This is a genomic window from Vibrio sp. CK2-1, assembly GCF_021726515.1.
GTDB lineage: Bacteria > Pseudomonadota > Gammaproteobacteria > Enterobacterales > Vibrionaceae > Vibrio.
In genome coordinates, this window is sequence record NZ_JAKKCJ010000003.1 from 79,030 (window position 1) to 95,442 (window position 16,413).

General features: G+C 41.9%; 16 protein-coding genes. 15 read left to right on the forward strand and 1 reads right to left on the reverse strand.

The window, feature by feature from the left end; all coding sequences use genetic code 11:
• Positions 1-28: 28 nt before the first annotated feature.
• Positions 29-907: a type I methionyl aminopeptidase gene (gene map, locus L3V25_RS09050; RefSeq protein WP_237295059.1), complete on the reverse strand. Its 879-nt coding sequence runs from the start codon at positions 905-907 to the stop codon at positions 29-31.
• Between the two features lie 364 nt (positions 908-1,271).
• Between map and rpsB the strand changes: the two genes are divergently transcribed.
• The 15 genes from rpsB (at position 1,272) to rnhB (ending at position 16,362) form a co-directional block, all read left to right on the forward strand.
• Positions 1,272-2,000, forward strand: coding sequence for a 30S ribosomal protein S2 (gene rpsB, locus L3V25_RS09055; protein ID WP_089123372.1), 729 nt, complete (start codon positions 1,272-1,274; stop codon positions 1,998-2,000).
• Positions 2,001-2,162: 162 nt separating this feature from the next.
• Entirely contained in the window at positions 2,163-3,008 is an 846-nt protein-coding gene (gene tsf / locus L3V25_RS09060) for a translation elongation factor Ts (protein ID WP_237295060.1), read from the forward strand.
• 263 nt (positions 3,009-3,271) lie between these two features.
• A complete protein-coding gene (gene pyrH / locus L3V25_RS09065) occupies positions 3,272-4,006 on the forward strand; it encodes a UMP kinase (RefSeq protein ID WP_089123370.1) in 735 nt (244 codons plus the stop codon).
• A 77-nt stretch (positions 4,007-4,083) separates the two neighbouring features.
• Positions 4,084-4,641: a ribosome recycling factor gene (gene frr / locus L3V25_RS09070; RefSeq protein ID WP_237295061.1), complete on the forward strand. Its 558-nt coding sequence runs from the start codon at positions 4,084-4,086 to the stop codon at positions 4,639-4,641.
• 88 nt (positions 4,642-4,729) lie between these two features.
• Positions 4,730-5,482 carry an isoprenyl transferase gene (locus L3V25_RS09075; RefSeq protein WP_237295062.1) on the forward strand — a complete coding sequence of 251 codons (753 nt, stop codon included), beginning with the start codon at positions 4,730-4,732 and terminating at the stop codon, positions 5,480-5,482.
• Between the two features lie 14 nt (positions 5,483-5,496).
• On the forward strand, positions 5,497-6,342 hold the full coding sequence (locus L3V25_RS09080; RefSeq protein WP_237295063.1) for a phosphatidate cytidylyltransferase: 846 nt from the start codon (positions 5,497-5,499) through the stop codon (positions 6,340-6,342).
• 59 nt (positions 6,343-6,401) lie between these two features.
• Complete coding sequence (gene ispC, locus L3V25_RS09085; protein ID WP_237295064.1) at positions 6,402-7,616, forward strand: 1-deoxy-D-xylulose-5-phosphate reductoisomerase; 1,215 nt, start codon at positions 6,402-6,404, stop codon at positions 7,614-7,616.
• 3 nt (positions 7,617-7,619) lie between these two features.
• Positions 7,620-8,978 (forward strand): sigma E protease regulator RseP, encoded by a 1,359-nt coding sequence (rseP, locus tag L3V25_RS09090; RefSeq protein WP_237295065.1) that lies wholly within the window; start codon positions 7,620-7,622, stop codon positions 8,976-8,978.
• 54 nt (positions 8,979-9,032) lie between these two features.
• Positions 9,033-11,462 carry an outer membrane protein assembly factor BamA gene (gene bamA / locus L3V25_RS09095; protein WP_237295066.1) on the forward strand — a complete coding sequence of 810 codons (2,430 nt, stop codon included), beginning with the start codon at positions 9,033-9,035 and terminating at the stop codon, positions 11,460-11,462.
• A gap of 28 nt (positions 11,463-11,490) precedes the next feature.
• The gene (locus L3V25_RS09100) at positions 11,491-12,000 is read left to right on the forward strand and encodes an OmpH family outer membrane protein (protein ID WP_237295067.1); all 510 of its coding nucleotides are present in this window, start codon (positions 11,491-11,493) and stop codon (positions 11,998-12,000) included.
• Between the two features lie 12 nt (positions 12,001-12,012).
• Complete coding sequence (lpxD, locus tag L3V25_RS09105) at positions 12,013-13,032, forward strand: UDP-3-O-(3-hydroxymyristoyl)glucosamine N-acyltransferase (protein WP_237295068.1); 1,020 nt, start codon at positions 12,013-12,015, stop codon at positions 13,030-13,032.
• A gap of 208 nt (positions 13,033-13,240) precedes the next feature.
• On the forward strand, positions 13,241-13,693 hold the full coding sequence (fabZ, locus tag L3V25_RS09110) for a 3-hydroxyacyl-ACP dehydratase FabZ (protein ID WP_237295069.1): 453 nt from the start codon (positions 13,241-13,243) through the stop codon (positions 13,691-13,693).
• Positions 13,694-13,703: 10 nt separating this feature from the next.
• Positions 13,704-14,492 carry an acyl-ACP--UDP-N-acetylglucosamine O-acyltransferase gene (gene lpxA / locus L3V25_RS09115; RefSeq protein WP_237295070.1) on the forward strand — a complete coding sequence of 263 codons (789 nt, stop codon included), beginning with the start codon at positions 13,704-13,706 and terminating at the stop codon, positions 14,490-14,492.
• Between the two features lie 74 nt (positions 14,493-14,566).
• Positions 14,567-15,736, forward strand: a complete 1,170-nt coding sequence (gene lpxB, locus L3V25_RS09120) for a lipid-A-disaccharide synthase (RefSeq protein ID WP_237295071.1) — start codon at positions 14,567-14,569, stop codon at positions 15,734-15,736.
• On the forward strand, positions 15,736-16,362 hold the full coding sequence (gene rnhB / locus L3V25_RS09125) for a ribonuclease HII (RefSeq protein WP_237295072.1): 627 nt from the start codon (positions 15,736-15,738) through the stop codon (positions 16,360-16,362). The genes lpxB and rnhB overlap by 1 nt, the downstream gene beginning before the upstream one ends.
• Positions 16,363-16,413 lie beyond the last annotated feature (51 nt).

A 16,413-nucleotide genomic window follows, 5' to 3' on the forward strand; every position in this document is an offset into this window, starting at 1 on the left:
GAGTTTTCGAGTTTTCGAGTTTTCGAGTTTAGCTATTGTTCATTAAACGAGGAATAGTTTCTTCCGAGCGTAATGTCATGACTTCACAGCCCGTTTTAGTCACCAGGATAGTATGCTCATATTGTGCTGAGTTTTTACCATCGCCGGTATAAACCGTCCAATCGTCTTCTGCATCAACGGTTACACCAAATTTGCCTGCGTTGATCATAGGTTCAATGGTGAAGATCATGCCTTCTTTCATCACACGGCGATCTGAATTTCGGTAGTGAACAACTTGTGGTTCTGAGTGGAATTCATCACTAATGCCATGACCACAAAAATCTTTCACAATCGAAAATTTATTGCGAGGGTTCTTTTTGTTGTTTTCTTTGATGTATTTCTCAATCGCAGTACCAATGTCGCCAATTGTTGCGCCTGGTTTTACTTTACGCATCCCCACATAAAGGGCTTCTTGAGTCACCATGCATAAGCGTTTATCGGCAGGTGAAACATCACCGACAAGGAACATCTTAGAAGTATCACCATAGTAACCTTCTGGACGAACGCTAAGATCAGCATTGGGATCGTTAGGAATGATCACTGTGATGTCTAGGTTGACAATATCACCATTTTTTAAAACCGCAGGCTTAACTTGGCCGTTGCTGCCTACTTCATCTTGGCTTGCTGGAATACCGTGGCAAACAATATGATTGATCGAAGTACAAATTGATTTTGGGTAACCATGGTAGTCAAGAGGGGCTGAATAAGCGCCTTTTTCTAATGCATAGTTATGACAGATTTTATCAAGTTCTTCGGTGGTCACCCCTTCTTTGATATGGGGTTCAATCATTTCTAAAACTTCAGCGGCGAGCTTACAAGCAACGCGCATTTTTTCAATTTCTTCAGCGGTGTTAATTTTGATCGACATAATTAGTATCCGTTATCTCTTTGTGTCTAGTGTATTAACAGTGGGCTCTAATCGCAATTGAAATCCGTTAGCATCTAGTATAAATCTCTTTATTTGGCAGAATAAATGACAAAACTGCGGAAAAACTCATGCGGAAAATAGTGGTTTTTCTGGTGTTTTAGCTGGCTTTTGTGGTATAAAGCGCACCGAAATCTGCAACTACTTTCTCCTTTTTGAGGCGAAGTCGTGTGGGTTTCATATACTTATTTCTTAAATCACACACATTCCGACACGTGATCCGGGGTGCTCTTTTATGCTTATTTATAGCGAAAGGGTCGGTATCATGGGGGATGTGGAGGCCTAACCCCATATAGAGGATTATATAATGGCAACTGTATCAATGCGCGATATGCTTAAAGCTGGTGTTCACTTTGGTCACCAAACTCGTTACTGGAACCCAAAAATGAAACCATTCATCTTTGGCGCTCGTAACAAAGTTCATATCATCAACCTAGAACAAACAGTTCCAATGTTCAACGATGCACTAGCTGAGCTAGGCAAAATCGGTGAGCGTAAAGGTAAAGTTCTTTTCGTTGGTACTAAGCGCGCAGCTTCTGAAGCAGTAAAAGAAGCAGCTATCAACAGCAACCAGTACTACGTAAACAACCGCTGGTTAGGCGGTATGTTGACTAACTACAAAACTGTTCGTCAATCAATCAAGCGTCTTAAAGATTTCGAAGCTCAAGCTCAAGACGGCACTTTTGAAAAACTAACTAAGAAAGAAGCTCTAATGCGTACCCGTGAAATGGATAAGCTAGAGAAATCTCTTGGTGGTATCAAAAACATGGGTGGCCTACCTGACGCACTATTCGTAATCGATGCTGATCACGAGCACATTGCTATTAAAGAAGCAAACAACCTAGGTATCCCAGTATTTGCTGTTGTAGATACAAACTCTGACCCAGATGGCGTAGATTTCGTTATCCCTGGTAACGACGATGCAATCCGTGCGGTACAACTATACCTAAACGCTGCTGGTCAAGCGGTAACTGAAGGTCGTAACAAAGACGTAGCTGCAGTTGCTGATAAAGACGGTTTCGTAGAAGAAGCTTAATATCGTAACTCCTAGGTTCAACAGACCCTAGCCACTTAATCTTGCTGTCATAAATGATTTGATGAGATTGAGTTATAGTTACAAATAGGGGACATGCTTTTAATAAAATATTAGCCTGGCCCCTGTTTTTTACCATTTTTGGAATCAACCGAGGATTAAACCATGGCAACAGTAACTGCTGCTCTAGTTAAAGAATTGCGTGAGCGTACTGGCGCAGGCATGATGGATTGTAAAAAAGCGCTTGTTGAAGCGAATGCTGATATTGAATTAGCAATCGAAAACATGCGTAAAAGCGGTGCGGCTAAAGCTGCTAAAAAAGCGGGTAACGTTGCTGCTGAAGGTACTATTTTAGTAAAAGAAGCAGACGGTTTTGCCGCGCTTCTTGAAGTTAACTGTCAAACTGACTTCGTAGCTAAAGATGCTAGCTTCCTAGCCTTTGCTAACGAAGTTCTTGATGCTGCAGTTGCAGAGCGCCTAGATGCAGAAGCACTTCAAGCTAAATTTGAAGACACTCGTATCGCTCTAGTTGCAAAAATCGGCGAAAACATCAGCATCCGTCGTGTTCAATACATCGAAGGTGCTAAAGTAGGTTCTTACCGTCACGGCGAACGTATCGGTGTAGTTGTTGCTGGTGATGCTAGCGATGAAGTAATCAAGCAAGTTGCTATGCACGTAGCAGCTTCTAAGCCTGAATACGTAAACCCTGAAGATGTTCCTGCAGATGTTGTTGCTAAAGAGCAAGCGGTTCAAGTTGAAATCGCAATGAACGAAGGCAAACCACAAGAAATCGCAGAGAAAATGGTTATCGGTCGTATGAAGAAGTTCACTGGTGAGGTTTCTCTTACTGGTCAAGCTTTCATCATGGAACCTAAGAAAACTGTTGGCGAGTTCTTGAAAGAGCAAGGCGCTTCAGTAACTAACTTCGTTCGTCTAGAAGTTGGTGAAGGTATCGAAAAAGCGGCTGAAATGAGCTTCGCTGAAGAAGTTGCAGCGGTACAAAAAGGTTAATTTCTGATTTGTATAGCTAACCTAAAGGACCGTGGCACTGCTGCGGTCTTTTTGTGAATGAAGCAGCGAGTCTCGGCGCTAGGACGCTACGCTTCTCGTTTTTCGATATGACTACTGTTAGTTTTTGGAACAGCGTTAATCGTTATAAATAGATATTAGATTCAACTAAGCTAAGTAATGCTTTTGCTTTTTCGAGCAGCGAAGCGATACGAGTAACGTCTATTCATAACCGTTAATCAACCATACTTTGAAAGGTAAACTCCATGACAACGAATCCTAAGCCTGCATATCAGCGTATTTTGTTAAAACTTAGTGGCGAAGCTCTACAGGGTGAAGAAGGTTTTGGTATCGATCCGGCTATTTTGGATCGCATGGCTCAAGAAATTAAAGAACTCGTTGAACTTGGCGTACAAGTTGGCGTTGTTATTGGTGGTGGTAACCTATTCCGTGGTGCTGGTCTAGCAGAAGCTGGTATGAACCGTGTCGTTGGTGATCACATGGGTATGCTAGCAACTGTAATGAATGGCTTAGCAATGCGTGATGCGCTTCACCGTGCTTATGTGAATGCGCGTGTGATGTCTGCGATTCAATTGAAAGGTGTGTGTGACGATTACAACTGGGCAGATGCGATCAGCCAACTTCGTCAAGGCCGTGTTGTGATTTTCTCTGCAGGTACAGGTAATCCATTCTTTACAACCGACTCTGCAGCGTGTCTACGTGGGATCGAAATTGAAGCAGATATCGTGCTAAAAGCAACCAAAGTGGATGGCGTTTATACAGCTGACCCAGTTGCTAACCCAGACGCAGTTTTGTGTGATAAACTGAGTTACAACAGCGTACTGGAAAAAGAATTAAAAGTGATGGACTTAGCGGCCTTCACTTTAGCTCGTGACCACAAAATGCCAATTCGCGTATTCAACATGAACAAGCCAGGTGCTTTGCGTCGTGTCGTAATGGGTGAGCAAGAAGGCACACTAATCGGCGAGCTGCCAGAATAAGAACGTGATCAAAGCAATTAACATCGCGAGAGTGAAGGTATTCGCTCTGTAGAAAATACAAATAACAAGGTGATATCGTGATTAACGAAATTAAACAAGACGCTCAAGAGCGCATGGCAAAAAGTGTTGAAGCACTTAAAAATAACCTTTCAAAAATTCGTACTGGCCGTGCTCACCCAAGTATTCTGCAAAATATTTCTGTTGAATATTACGGTGCACCAACGCCTTTAAACCAAGTGGCTAACATCATTGCTGAAGATGCGCGTACATTGGCAATTACTGTTTTTGATAAAGAACTGACGCCATTGGTAGAAAAAGCCATCATGAAATCAGATCTAGGTCTGAACCCAATGTCTGCTGGTACGGTAATTCGTGTACCACTTCCACCATTAACAGAAGAGCGTCGTAAAGATCTTGTTAAGATTGTACGTGCAGAAGCTGAAGGCGGTCGTGTAGCGGTACGTAACATTCGCCGTGATGCAAATGCTGATTTTAAAGCGCTTCTAAAAGATAAAGAAATCTCTGAAGATGAAGATCGTAAAGCGCAAGACGAAATTCAAAAAATCACCGATGCATCTGTGAAAAATATTGATGAGTTACTTGCTGTGAAAGAAAAAGAGTTGATGGAAGTTTAATCTCCTTTTTCTATCTGCTTGAGGGCGCTGTGCGGTACAGCACAGCGCTTTTTTTATGCAAAACCTGCCTACAAGTATGAATAAAATAATGTCTGATACTCAATTCTCATCTGAACTACTACCACAACATATTGCCGTTATTATGGATGGCAATGGTCGTTGGGCTAAGCAACGTGGTAAACCTCGTATCTATGGTCATCGAATGGCAGTTAAATCAGTGCGAGAAACTATCTCAACCGCCAGTCGATTGGGAATAAAAGCCATTACTTTATTCGCATTTAGCAGTGAAAACTGGAAACGCCCAGAAGAAGAAGTGAGCGTGCTCATGGATTTGTTCATGACGGTGTTAACCAGAGAAGTCAAAAAACTGCATAAGAATAATTTACGCCTACAAATCATTGGTGATAAAACCCGTTTTAGTTCTGCATTACAGAAAAAAATTGCTGCCGCAGAAGCGCTAACAGAAGCGAATACTGGCACTGTGATTAATGTCGCCGCTAATTACGGCGGTAAATGGGATATTACCGAAGCGGTTAAGCAAGTTGCTCAACAGGTATCTGAGGGGCAACTCCAGCCGCAAGATATCACCGAAGCAACCATATCCCAGCATTTATCTATGGCTGATTTGCCGGATGTCGATCTTATGATCCGTACCAGCGGTGAGTGCCGAATCAGCAACTTTATGCTTTGGCAAATGGCTTATGCAGAATTGTATTTTACCGATTTATTTTGGCCAGAATTTGATGAGCAAGCAATGTTGGACGCCATTGCCTGGTTCATCAACCGTGAAAGACGCTTTGGTTGCACTAGTGAGCAACTACAATCGTTGATGATTCAATAATAAAGGACGAAAGTTTGAAACAAAGAATAATAACAGCATTGATTTTAGCGCCTTTGGTTTTATGGGGGGTATTTGAACTTTCAATTCCTTTTTTCATTATTGCGTTAACGGCGATATCTATTATTGGTTTTTGGGAATGGACTCAGTTTGTTCTGCCTAAATCACGCGCACTCAGTCTTATTCCATCTTTAGTGATTTTAGTTGGCAGTTTTGCTGTATTCCCATTTGATACCTTAAGCTTATCGACGGTCTCTGAGACACATTTGTGGATCTTGGCGGTAGGAGCTATCTGGTGGATTGTGGCAAGTGGTTTAGCGTTAACCTACCCAAGAAGTATGAACTTGTGGGAGAGGAGCGTAGCTTTACGTCACCTTTTTGGCATGCTGTCACTGATTCCTTTTCTCTGGGCAGTCTTTCTACTTAGAGCCCAAGATTATGCTTTGAATCCTTATCATGGCGCTAAATTAGTTATGTTTGTCTGCTTATTAGTATGGGCCGCCGACACTGGGGCGTACTTTTCAGGAAAAACATTTGGTAAACATAAAATGGCACCGAATGTTAGCCCGAACAAAACGCTAGAAGGCTTATTTGGTGGCATTATCTTAGCCATGATCGTGGGTTGGTTTGCTTCTTCTTTACTAGATATTCACTTTGCTAGCTTGACAGTGATGCTGTTTATTACTTTTGTTACAGTGGTTATTTCTGTTTTAGGCGACTTAGTCGAAAGTATGTTTAAGCGCGTCTCTAATATTAAAGACAGCAGTAATATTATCCCAGGGCATGGTGGCATTCTTGATCGCATCGATAGCCTTGTCGCGGCATTTCCAGTTTTTGCTTTGTTGTACTTTATTTGCCAATAATCTGCCGCACGAAATATAGGAAGAATATTGATGCATTTATTCTTAATGGTTGATTGATCATGCAAAAGATAACGATTTTAGGTGCAACGGGTTCAATTGGTGCAAGTACTTTATCGGTAGTTGAACATAATCCTGAACAGTTTGAAGTATATGCCTTAGCTGCGGCTTCTAATGTTGAAAGCATGCAAGCATTATGTGAAAAGTGGCAGCCTGAAATGGCAGCGATGGCAGATGAAGCGGCTGCGTTAGAGTTAGAAAAACGCCTCAAACAAGTGAACTGCAAAACTCAAGTCGTTGCTGGAATTGACGGTCTATGTGCTATTTCATCTGCTGATGACGTTGATATGGTGATGGCGGCAATTGTAGGCTCTCCGGGCTTACTACCAACCATGGCGGCAGTGAAAGCTGGTAAGCGCATATTACTTGCCAATAAAGAATCTTTGGTGATGTCAGGTCAATTCTTTATTGATGCGGCTGAGCAATACGGTGCACAAATTCTTCCTGTTGATAGTGAACATAATGCTATCTTCCAATGCTTATCTCAGAGCGTACAAAACCAGCTAGGTTATTGTGATCTCGATGAAGGTGGCATCCACTCAATATTATTAACTGGCTCGGGCGGTCCGTTCCGTTATAGTGATATTGCCACTCTTGATTCCGTGACCCCAGAGATGGCGATTGCTCATCCTAATTGGTCTATGGGGCCAAAGATCTCAGTGGATTCTGCGACTATGATGAACAAAGGCTTAGAGTTTATTGAAGCCAAATGGTTGTTTAATGCTAAGCAAGAACAGCTAAAAGTTTTGATTCATCCACAATCGGTGATTCATTCTATGGTGCAGTACAATGATGGTTCGGTAATCGCGCAAATGGGTGAGCCAGATATGTGTACTCCTATCGCGCTTTCAATGTCTTACCCAGATCGAATTCCTTCAGGTGTAAAACCACTCGACTTTACTGCATTAAGTGAGTTGACCTTCTTAGCGCCTGATATGTCAAGATACCCATGTTTGCAGTTGGCGATTGATGCTTGTTATACCGGCCAACATGCAACCACTGCAATTAATGCCGCCAATGAAATATCGGTTGCGGCGTTTTTAAATCGCCAATTGAAATTTACTGATATTGCACGGGTTAACGAAAGAGTAATGAATAAAGTGTGTGGCTTATCGACTCTTGGGACGGAGAGTTTGGAAAGCTTACTTGAGCTAGATAGAATAGCTCGAATCTATGCAATAGAAACCTTAAGCAACAGAAACTTTAGCAGAGCGTAATTAATGACTGGCATATTATGGAATTTAGCTTCATTTATCGTAGCCCTTGGCATCCTCGTTGCTGTGCATGAGTTTGGCCATTTTTGGGTAGCAAGACGCTGTGGCGTTAAAGTCGAAAAGTTTTCTATCGGCTTTGGTAAATCATTGTGGAGTCGCAAGGGTAAGGATGGCGTTGAGTATTCCATCTCAATGATTCCATTAGGCGGCTTCGTTAAAATGCTGGACTCTCGCGTTGATGAGGTGGCCGAGCAAGATAAACATTTAGCGTTTGATCATAAAAGTTTATGGCGTCGTAGTGCGATAGTGGCTGCCGGCCCAGCTTTTAACTTTTTCTTTGCCATTTTTGCTTACTGGCTAGTCTTTATGATTGGCGTACCGGCAGTGAAACCTGTCATTGGTGACGTCACGCCCAATTCAATTATTTCTCAAGCAGGAATTGAATCGGGGATGGAACTTAAAGAAATTTCTGGTATCCAAACCTCTGATTGGGACTCGGTGAATATGGCTCTGATCTCTCATATTGGTGATGATCAGATCGTAATGAAAGTCGCTTCAGCGGATGAGTTAGGGGTTGAACGCACTGTTACCTTAAATACCCAAGATTGGAAGTTTGATCCTGAAGTCGATTCCGCAATGGGTACATTAGGTTTTCAGCCATATCGCCCGGAAATTATTTCTACCATTTCGAGTATCACGGAAGGTAGTGCTGCTGAAAAATCCGGCCTACAAGTCGGTGATAAGTTAATTGCTATTAATGGTGAAGCGGTGACAACGTGGCAGCAATTTGTTGATACCGTTGTCGCAAACCCAGAGCAAGAAGTGAGTTTGAAGGTTAATCGCAATGGTCAGGATTTAACCTTGAGCTTATTTCCAGCGAGTAAAACTTTAAAAAATGGTGACACAATAGGGTTTGCAGGTGTTGCACCATCAATGGGAGAATGGCCTGAATCTTATCGCTTTGAGCAAAAGTTTGGCGTGTTAGCCTCTATACCTAAAGCGGTAGAAAAAACAGGACAAATTATCGATTTAACACTCACCATGTTGAAGAAACTCATCACAGGTGATGTCGGTATTAAAAATTTGAGTGGCCCAATTTCGATAGCCAAAGGTGCGGGTGCAACAGCGGATTATGGATTAGTTTACTTTTTAGGCTTCTTAGCATTAATTAGTGTGAACTTAGGGATTATCAACTTAGTGCCTTTACCTGTACTTGATGGAGGTCATTTGTTATTTTTTGCTATTGAAGCTGTGATTCGTCGCCCAGTCCCAGAAAAAGTACAAGAAGTGGGATATCGTATCGGTAGTGCGGCGATTTTCTCTCTGATGTTAATTGCAATTTTCAATGATTTTGCTCGCCTGTAGTGCCAGTAGTGGTTTAATAAGGCCAAGTAGTATAAAGGATTAATAATAAAGTTTATGGCGATCAAACGTTTATGGATTTCAACTTTGCTGATGCTCAGCACGGTTGCACACGCTGACTCTTTCGAAGTATCAGATATCAAGATCGAAGGTTTACAGCGAGTTGCGCTCGGTGCGGTATTGCTCAAAATGCCAGTACGTGTCGGTGATACCGTTGATGAGCAGGATGCTTCCGCTATTATTCAAGCTCTGTATTCTTCTGGTAACTTTGAAGATGTGAAAGTATTTCGAGATGGTGATGTCTTATTAGTACAAGTTAAAGAGCGTCCAACCATTGCTGAGATTTCATTCTCTGGTAACAAAGCGATTAAAGATGAGCAGCTACAACAAAACCTAGATGCTTCTGGCATTCGAATGGGTGAAGCTCTAGATCGTACGAAATTAAGTACCATTGAAAAGGGACTAGAAGATTTCTACTACAGCGTAGGTAAATACAACGCAACGGTAAAAGCGGTGGTCACGCCATTGCCACGTAACCGTTCGGATTTGAAGTTTGTATTTACCGAAGGTGTATCAGCTAAAATTCAACAAATTAACTTTATTGGTAATGAAGTCTTTACCGATGATGAACTCCTTTCTCGTTTTGATTTGAATGCTGATGTGCCATGGTGGAATTTCATGGCCGATGAAAAGTATCAAAAGCAAGTGCTTGCTGGTGATATCGAAAAGCTGCGTACTTATTACTTTGATCGTGGTTATCTGAAATTCAAAGTGTTATCGACTAATGTCTCCATTTCACCGGATAAAAAAGGTGTGTATATCACGCTTAATTTAAACGAAGGTGAACCTTACACGGTGAAAGAAATTAAATTCCGTGGCGACTTAATTGGTAAACAAGATGACTTCACCGAGATGGTGCCGTTTGAAACGGGTGATACTTATAATGGTTCGTTAGTTACAGGTCTTGAAGAAGGCATCAAGAAAACCCTTGGGGAATCAGGTTACGCTTATCCTAAAGTACAAACCATTCCTGAGTTTGATGACAATAAAAAAGAAGTAACGCTGACCGTTCAAGTCGATCCGGGTAACCGTATGTATGTACGTGATATTCGCTTTACTGGTAACAACATTACTAAAGATGAAGTATTGCGTCGTGAAATGCGCCAAATGGAAAGTGGTTGGTTAAACTCAAAATCAATTGAAACTGGTAAAGCCCGTTTGAATCGTCTTGGTTTCTTTGAAACAGTTGATGTACAAACTCAGCGAGTACCAGGTACAGAAGACCAAGTAGATATTGTCTATAACGTAAAAGAAGCTAACTCAGGTAGTGTTAACTTCGGTATCGGTTATGGTACAGAGTCCGGCGTAAGTTTTCAGGTTGGCCTACAGCAAGATAACTTCTTAGGAACCGGTAATCGTATTGGTATTAACGCCATGACCAATGATTACCAAAAAAATGTCAGCTTAGAATATCGTGACCCATATTGGACACTGGACGGTGTTAGTCTGGGCGGTAAGATTTTCTACAACGAATTTGAAGCGTCAGAAGCGGGTATTGTTGACTATACCAACCAGAGCTACGGTACAGATTTAACCTGGGGCTTCCCTATTAATGAATTAAACTTCATTGAACTGGGGATAGGCTATACCCACAATAAAATCTCAAATATTGACCCATATGTACAAAACGAAGGTTTCTTAGCTTCGCAACAGTCGGCTGGGAACTATGATACTGAATCCGGTGAATTGGATGTTGATGATTTCGATGTCAATATTTCGTGGACTCGAAATAATTTAAACCGTGGTTATTTTCCAACAGCAGGTAACCACCAACGTGCAACTTTTAAAATAACCGTACCTGGCTCTGACGTTCCGTATTATAAGATGCAATATGATGCCAAGCAGTATATTCCATTAACGCAAAAACAAGATTTCACGTTATTGCTTCGTGGTCGTCTGGGATATGGTAATGGTTATGGTTCAACCGATGGAAATGATAACTTATTCCCATTCTATGAAAACTACTACGCTGGTGGCTTCTCTTCATTACGTGGTTTTGGCTCTAACTCAGTAGGTCCGAAAGCGGTATATGATGAAGGCGGCGGCAATGGTGGTAACAACCCTAACTATGTAGCTACTGATGAATCGGTTGGTGGTAATGCCACTGCATTGGCAAGTGTTGAGCTAATTGTTCCAACTCCATTTGCTTCTGAAGAAATTCAGCAATCAGTGCGCACCAGTGTGTTTGTTGATGTGGCCAGTGTTTGGGATACCGAATTTAAGTATCGTGATGCTGATGCTAATATGGCCGGTAAAGATTATTATTATGATTATTCAGACCCATTTGCGTTCCGTGCTTCGTATGGTATGGCGCTGCAATGGATGTCACCTATGGGGCCTTTAGTGTTCTCGGTGGCGAAGCCAATTGAAATCTATGAAGGTGATGATGAAGAATTCTTTACCTTTACGATTGGTCAAACCTTCTAACTTTTTAGCCCTTTGTAAGGAAATGATTGTGAAAAAATTTATTAAAGTCGCGGGTCTTAGCCTAGCAGTACTGACGTCATCTTTAGCGGCAAATGCTGCTCAAGCTGCAGAAAAAATTGGTTATGTGAATACCGCTAAAGTTTTCCAAACGTTGCCACAACGTGAGGCTATTGCGAAAAAGCTTCAATCTGAATTTAAAGATGAAAAAGCACAGCTAGATTCTCTGCAAAAGAAAATTCAGACTAAAATGGATAAAGTACGTCGTGACGGTCAGCTTCTAAGTGAAGATGATATGCGTAAGCTGCAAATTGAAATTGGCTCACTACAAGCTGAATATAAAGTACAAGGTCAGTCACTAGAGCGTGATGCTAAGCAACGCGAAGCAGCTGAAAAACAAAAACTGTTTGTTACGATTCAAGATGCAATCAAAGAAGTGTCTGAGAAACAAGGTTATGACATGATTATTGATGCACAAGCACTTCAATATGCAAAACCAGATTCAGATATCACAGACGCTGTAATTAAAGAACTAAAATAATAGAAGTCGAAGATGCCAAAACTTACTCTTGCTGAATTAGCAACGATTACAGGTGGTGAGCTACATGGAAACGGTGAATTAACCGTTTCCTCTATTGCTGCCATGGATAAAGCGGGCGAAGGTCAAATTACTTTTTTGACTAACTCAAAATACCGTAAGCACCTTGCAGAGTGCCAAGCCACTGCGATTTTAATCAAATCGAGTGAGCTTGAACTTTGCCAGACCAATGCGATTGTTGTCGCGGACCCTTATTTGGCTTTTGCTTTAATTGCACAAGCTCTAGATACTACGCCACAACCGGCAGAACGTATCGAATCAAGTGCGGTGATTGCACCCGATGCTGTGATAGGTGAGGGGGTCTGTATTGGCCACAATACCGTGGTTGAATCTGGTGTGGTGTTAGGCGATAACGTTGTGATCGGCGCGGGTTGCTTTATCGGTAAAAATGCCAAAATTGGTGACAACTCTAAAATGTGGGCGAATGTTAGCATCTACCACAGTGTTGAGATCGGTAAGGCTTGCTTAATTCAATCTAATACTGTGATTGGATCTGATGGTTTTGGTTATGCGAATAACCGTGGTGAATGGATTAAGATCCCTCAGCTTGGTTCTGTTATCATTGGTAACCGCGTAGAAATAGGCGCTTGTACTACTATTGATCGTGGTGCGATTGATGACACCGTTATTGAAGATAATGTGATCATCGATAACCATATTCAAATCGCTCATAACGTTCACGTTGGTTATGGCACAGCTATGGCTGGTTGTACCACCGTAGCGGGTAGTGTCAAAATCGGTAAGTACTGTATTATAGGCGGCGCGTCAGTATTGAATGGTCACATTGAAATTGCTGATGGCGTAACCATTACCGGAATGGGTATGGTGATGCGTAGCATTACAGAAAAAGGCGTATACTCATCAGGTATTCCTTTGCAGAGTAATAAAGAGTGGCGCAAAACAGCGGCACGTACTCTTAAGATCGATGAAATGCATAAACGTCTAAAAACGCTTGAAAAGAAGCTTGAAGATTAATCAAATCGGTCTAACTTGTAACATCTAGGTGATTTCAATTGGTTTCTTTTCAATAAGGAATCCCTGATTTATGTATATTTGATGTTGCTTGAACACTAAAGGCCTGTCTGTTGCAGGTCTTTTTCATTTATAGCGCAATAACTTCAGTATATAATTAGTTACTTGGGTATATAGACCGACTTTGACGATTATTAATAGGATAATAATTTTGACTACAGAAAAGAAAACACTAAATATTACGGAAATTCGCGAACTTCTTCCTCATCGCTACCCTTTCCTATTAATTGATCGTGTTACCGATTATCAAGAAGAAAAGTATCTAGTTGCCTTGAAAAATGTATCGGTTAACGAGCCTCAATTTACTGGCCATTTCCCACAATTACCTATTTTTCCTGGTGTTCTTATTCTTGAAGCGATGGCTCAAGCGACCGGATTGTTAGCATTTAAATCGTTCGGTGCGCCTTCTGAAAATGAATTGTACTATTTCGCGAGCATTGATAACGCGAAATTCCGTAAGCCAGTAGTACCGGGTGATCAATTAATTATTGAAGTTGAATTCATTAAAGATCGCCGTGGCATCGCACTGTTTAATGGTGTAGCTAAAGTGGATGGCGCAGTAGTGTGTTCTGCTGAACTGAAATGTGCTCGTCGCGAATTTTAAAGGTAGCCTTATGATCCATGAAACTGCTCAAATTCACCCTTCTGCTGTTATTGAAGATGGCGTGAAGATTGCTGCCAACGTAAAAATTGGTCCTTTTACCTATATTGGTGCGGATGTTGAAATCGGCGAAGGCACTGAAATTTATTCACATGTTGTGGTTAAAGGCCCAACCGTTATTGGTAAAGAAAATAAAATTTACCAATTTGCTTCTATTGGTGAAGCATGCCAAGACTTGAAATACAAAGGTGAGCCAACCAAGCTAATCATTGGTGATCGCAATATTATTCGTGAAAGTGTCAGTATGCACCGTGGTACAACGCAAGACGAAGGTGTGACACGAGTTGGTAGCGATAACTTATTTATGATCAACGTTCACGTTGCGCATGATTGTATTGTCGGCAACCGTTGTATTCTTGCTAATAATGCGACACTAGCGGGCCACGTAACCGTTCGTGACTTCGCGATTATTGGTGGCATGTCTGCCGTGCATCAGTTCTGTCAAATTGGTCAACACAGCATGGTAGGTGGCGCATCGGGTGTAGCTCAAGATGTTCCTCCATTTGTGATTGCTCAAGGCAACCATGCCAAACCTTATGGTGTAAACTTTGAAGGTTTGAAGCGTCGTGGTTTCGAGAAAAAAGAAATCCATGCGATTCGCCGTGCTTATAAATCACTTTACCGTAATAAGAATACGGTAGAAGAAGCTAAGCTAGAAATGGCAGAAGATGCAGCGCAGTTTGAATCGGTACAAGCAATGATTGAATTTATTGATTCTTCTAAGCGCGGTATTGTTCGTTAATATTTTCATTGTTAACGTGATAATTATTAAAGAGGCCTAGTTAATTCGGGCCTTTTTTTATTAGGAAAATAGATATGAAGCGTCGATTGAGAATTGGTGTAGTGGCGGGTGAATTATCTGGTGATACTTTAGGCGCAGGCTTAATTCGCGCAATTAAAGCCCGTTACCCTGATGCGGAATTTGTTGGTATAGGTGGCCCGCAAATGATCGAGGAAGGTTGCCAGTCATTGTTTGATATGGAAGAGCTTTCCGTGATGGGTTTAGTGGAAGTACTAGGTCGATTATTCCGTATCTTGAAAATCAAAAAATCGATTGTCGATTATTTTAAGCAAAATCCACCGGATGTATTTATTGGTATTGATGCGCCAGATTTTAATTTGCGAGTCGAACTGGCACTAAAACAAGCGGGCATTAAAACGGTTCACTATGTGAGTCCATCGGTTTGGGCTTGGCGTCAAAACCGTATTCATGGTATCGCTAAAGCCACCAACTTAGTTCTGGCATTCTTGCCGTTTGAAAAAGCGTTTTATGACAAGTTCAATGTTCCTTGTGAGTTTATTGGCCATACTTTAGCCGATACCATCCCTTTACAAACGGATAAAGCCTCGGCAAGAGATGTACTAGGTTTAGCGCAGGATAAAACTTGGTTAGCCGTTCTTCCGGGAAGTCGTAATGCTGAACTGAAAATGCTGTGTGAACCATTCCTACAAGCTTGCCAACAACTTGCCAAGCAAAATCCAAACTTAGGTTTTGTGGTTGCACTAGTGAATCAAAAACGACGTGAGCAGTTTGAAGCCGCATGGAAAGAGTTTGCACCTGAACTGCATTTTGAACTACGAGACGGCACCGCGCGTACTGTGATGGAAGCCTCCGATGTCGTTATGTTGGCATCTGGCACTGTGGCGTTAGAATGCATGTTGGTCAATCGACCTATGGTGGTCGGCTACCGAGTTAATGCTGTCAGTGCTTTCATTGCTCGTCGTATGCTAAAAACGGCTTATGTATCACTGCCGAATATTTTGGCGGATAAAGAGTTAGTGAAAGAGTTTTTACAAGAAGACTGCACACCTAAAAACTTAGCTTCAGAAGTGACTCGCTTAATGAGCGATAAAGGTCAGCAGATGCAACAGGCTTTCCATGAAATGCATCAGTGGATCCGTAAAGATGCCGATACTCAAGCAGCCAAAGCGGTGCTAAATCTTATCGATGCTGAGAATCTATTATCAGAGCAAGAGACAAAGTAATGAGTGTTGAATTACCTGAATTTGAATATCCCGCAGGCTTTGGTTTATTTGCCGGTGTCGATGAGGTCGGTCGCGGGCCATTAGTTGGGGCCGTGGTGACTGCTGCGGTGATCCTTGATCCGAATAATCCGATTGAAGGGTTAAATGACTCAAAAAAGCTAACCGAAAAGAAACGTCTTGCCTTGTTGCCTGAAATTCAAGAGAAAGCATTGGCTTGGTCACTCGGTCGCTGCGAAGCCTGGGAAATAGATGAACTCAATATTCTGCAAGCAACCATGGTAGCAATGCAAAGAGCGGTGGCAGGGTTAAAAGTGAAGCCAGAGTTTGTATTGATAGATGGCAATAAAACGCCTGAATTACCAATGCCAAGTGCTGCGGTCGTCAAAGGGGATTTACGTGTCGCGGAAATCAGTGCCGCTTCGATTATCGCTAAAGTGGCTCGTGATGAAGAAATGAAGCAGCTCGATGCTAAGTATCCAATGTTTGGTTTTGCCAAGCACAATGGTTATCCAACTAAGGTGCACATGCAGGCAATTGTTGATCATGATATCGCGCAAATGCCAGAGCTTCTGGCGCAATATCGCAAAAGTTATAAGCCAGTTAAGAAAGTATTAGGAATAGAGTAGTACGCAATAAAACCATTGTTGCGTTTACCATAAACCCTTACACTTTCGGTA

Excerpts from the sequence above, each read along its gene's own strand:
- rnhB (WP_237295072.1), top strand. The coding sequence starts at position 15,736 with ATGAGTGTTGAATTACCTGAATTTGAATATCCCGCAGGCTTTGGTTTA.
- map (WP_237295059.1), bottom strand. The coding sequence starts at position 907 with ATGTCGATCAAAATTAACACCGCTGAAGAAATTGAAAAAATGCGCGTT.
- bamA (WP_237295066.1), top strand. The coding sequence starts at position 9,033 with ATGGCGATCAAACGTTTATGGATTTCAACTTTGCTGATGCTCAGCACG.
- rpsB (WP_089123372.1), top strand. The coding sequence starts at position 1,272 with ATGGCAACTGTATCAATGCGCGATATGCTTAAAGCTGGTGTTCACTTT.
- tsf (WP_237295060.1), top strand. The coding sequence starts at position 2,163 with ATGGCAACAGTAACTGCTGCTCTAGTTAAAGAATTGCGTGAGCGTACT.
- rseP (WP_237295065.1), top strand. The coding sequence starts at position 7,620 with ATGACTGGCATATTATGGAATTTAGCTTCATTTATCGTAGCCCTTGGC.
- lpxD (WP_237295068.1), top strand. The coding sequence starts at position 12,013 with ATGCCAAAACTTACTCTTGCTGAATTAGCAACGATTACAGGTGGTGAG.
- lpxB (WP_237295071.1), top strand. The coding sequence starts at position 14,567 with ATGAAGCGTCGATTGAGAATTGGTGTAGTGGCGGGTGAATTATCTGGT.
- pyrH (WP_089123370.1), top strand. The coding sequence starts at position 3,272 with ATGACAACGAATCCTAAGCCTGCATATCAGCGTATTTTGTTAAAACTT.
- lpxA (WP_237295070.1), top strand. The coding sequence starts at position 13,704 with ATGATCCATGAAACTGCTCAAATTCACCCTTCTGCTGTTATTGAAGAT.
- ispC (WP_237295064.1), top strand. The coding sequence starts at position 6,402 with ATGCAAAAGATAACGATTTTAGGTGCAACGGGTTCAATTGGTGCAAGT.
- L3V25_RS09075 (WP_237295062.1), top strand. The coding sequence starts at position 4,730 with ATGTCTGATACTCAATTCTCATCTGAACTACTACCACAACATATTGCC.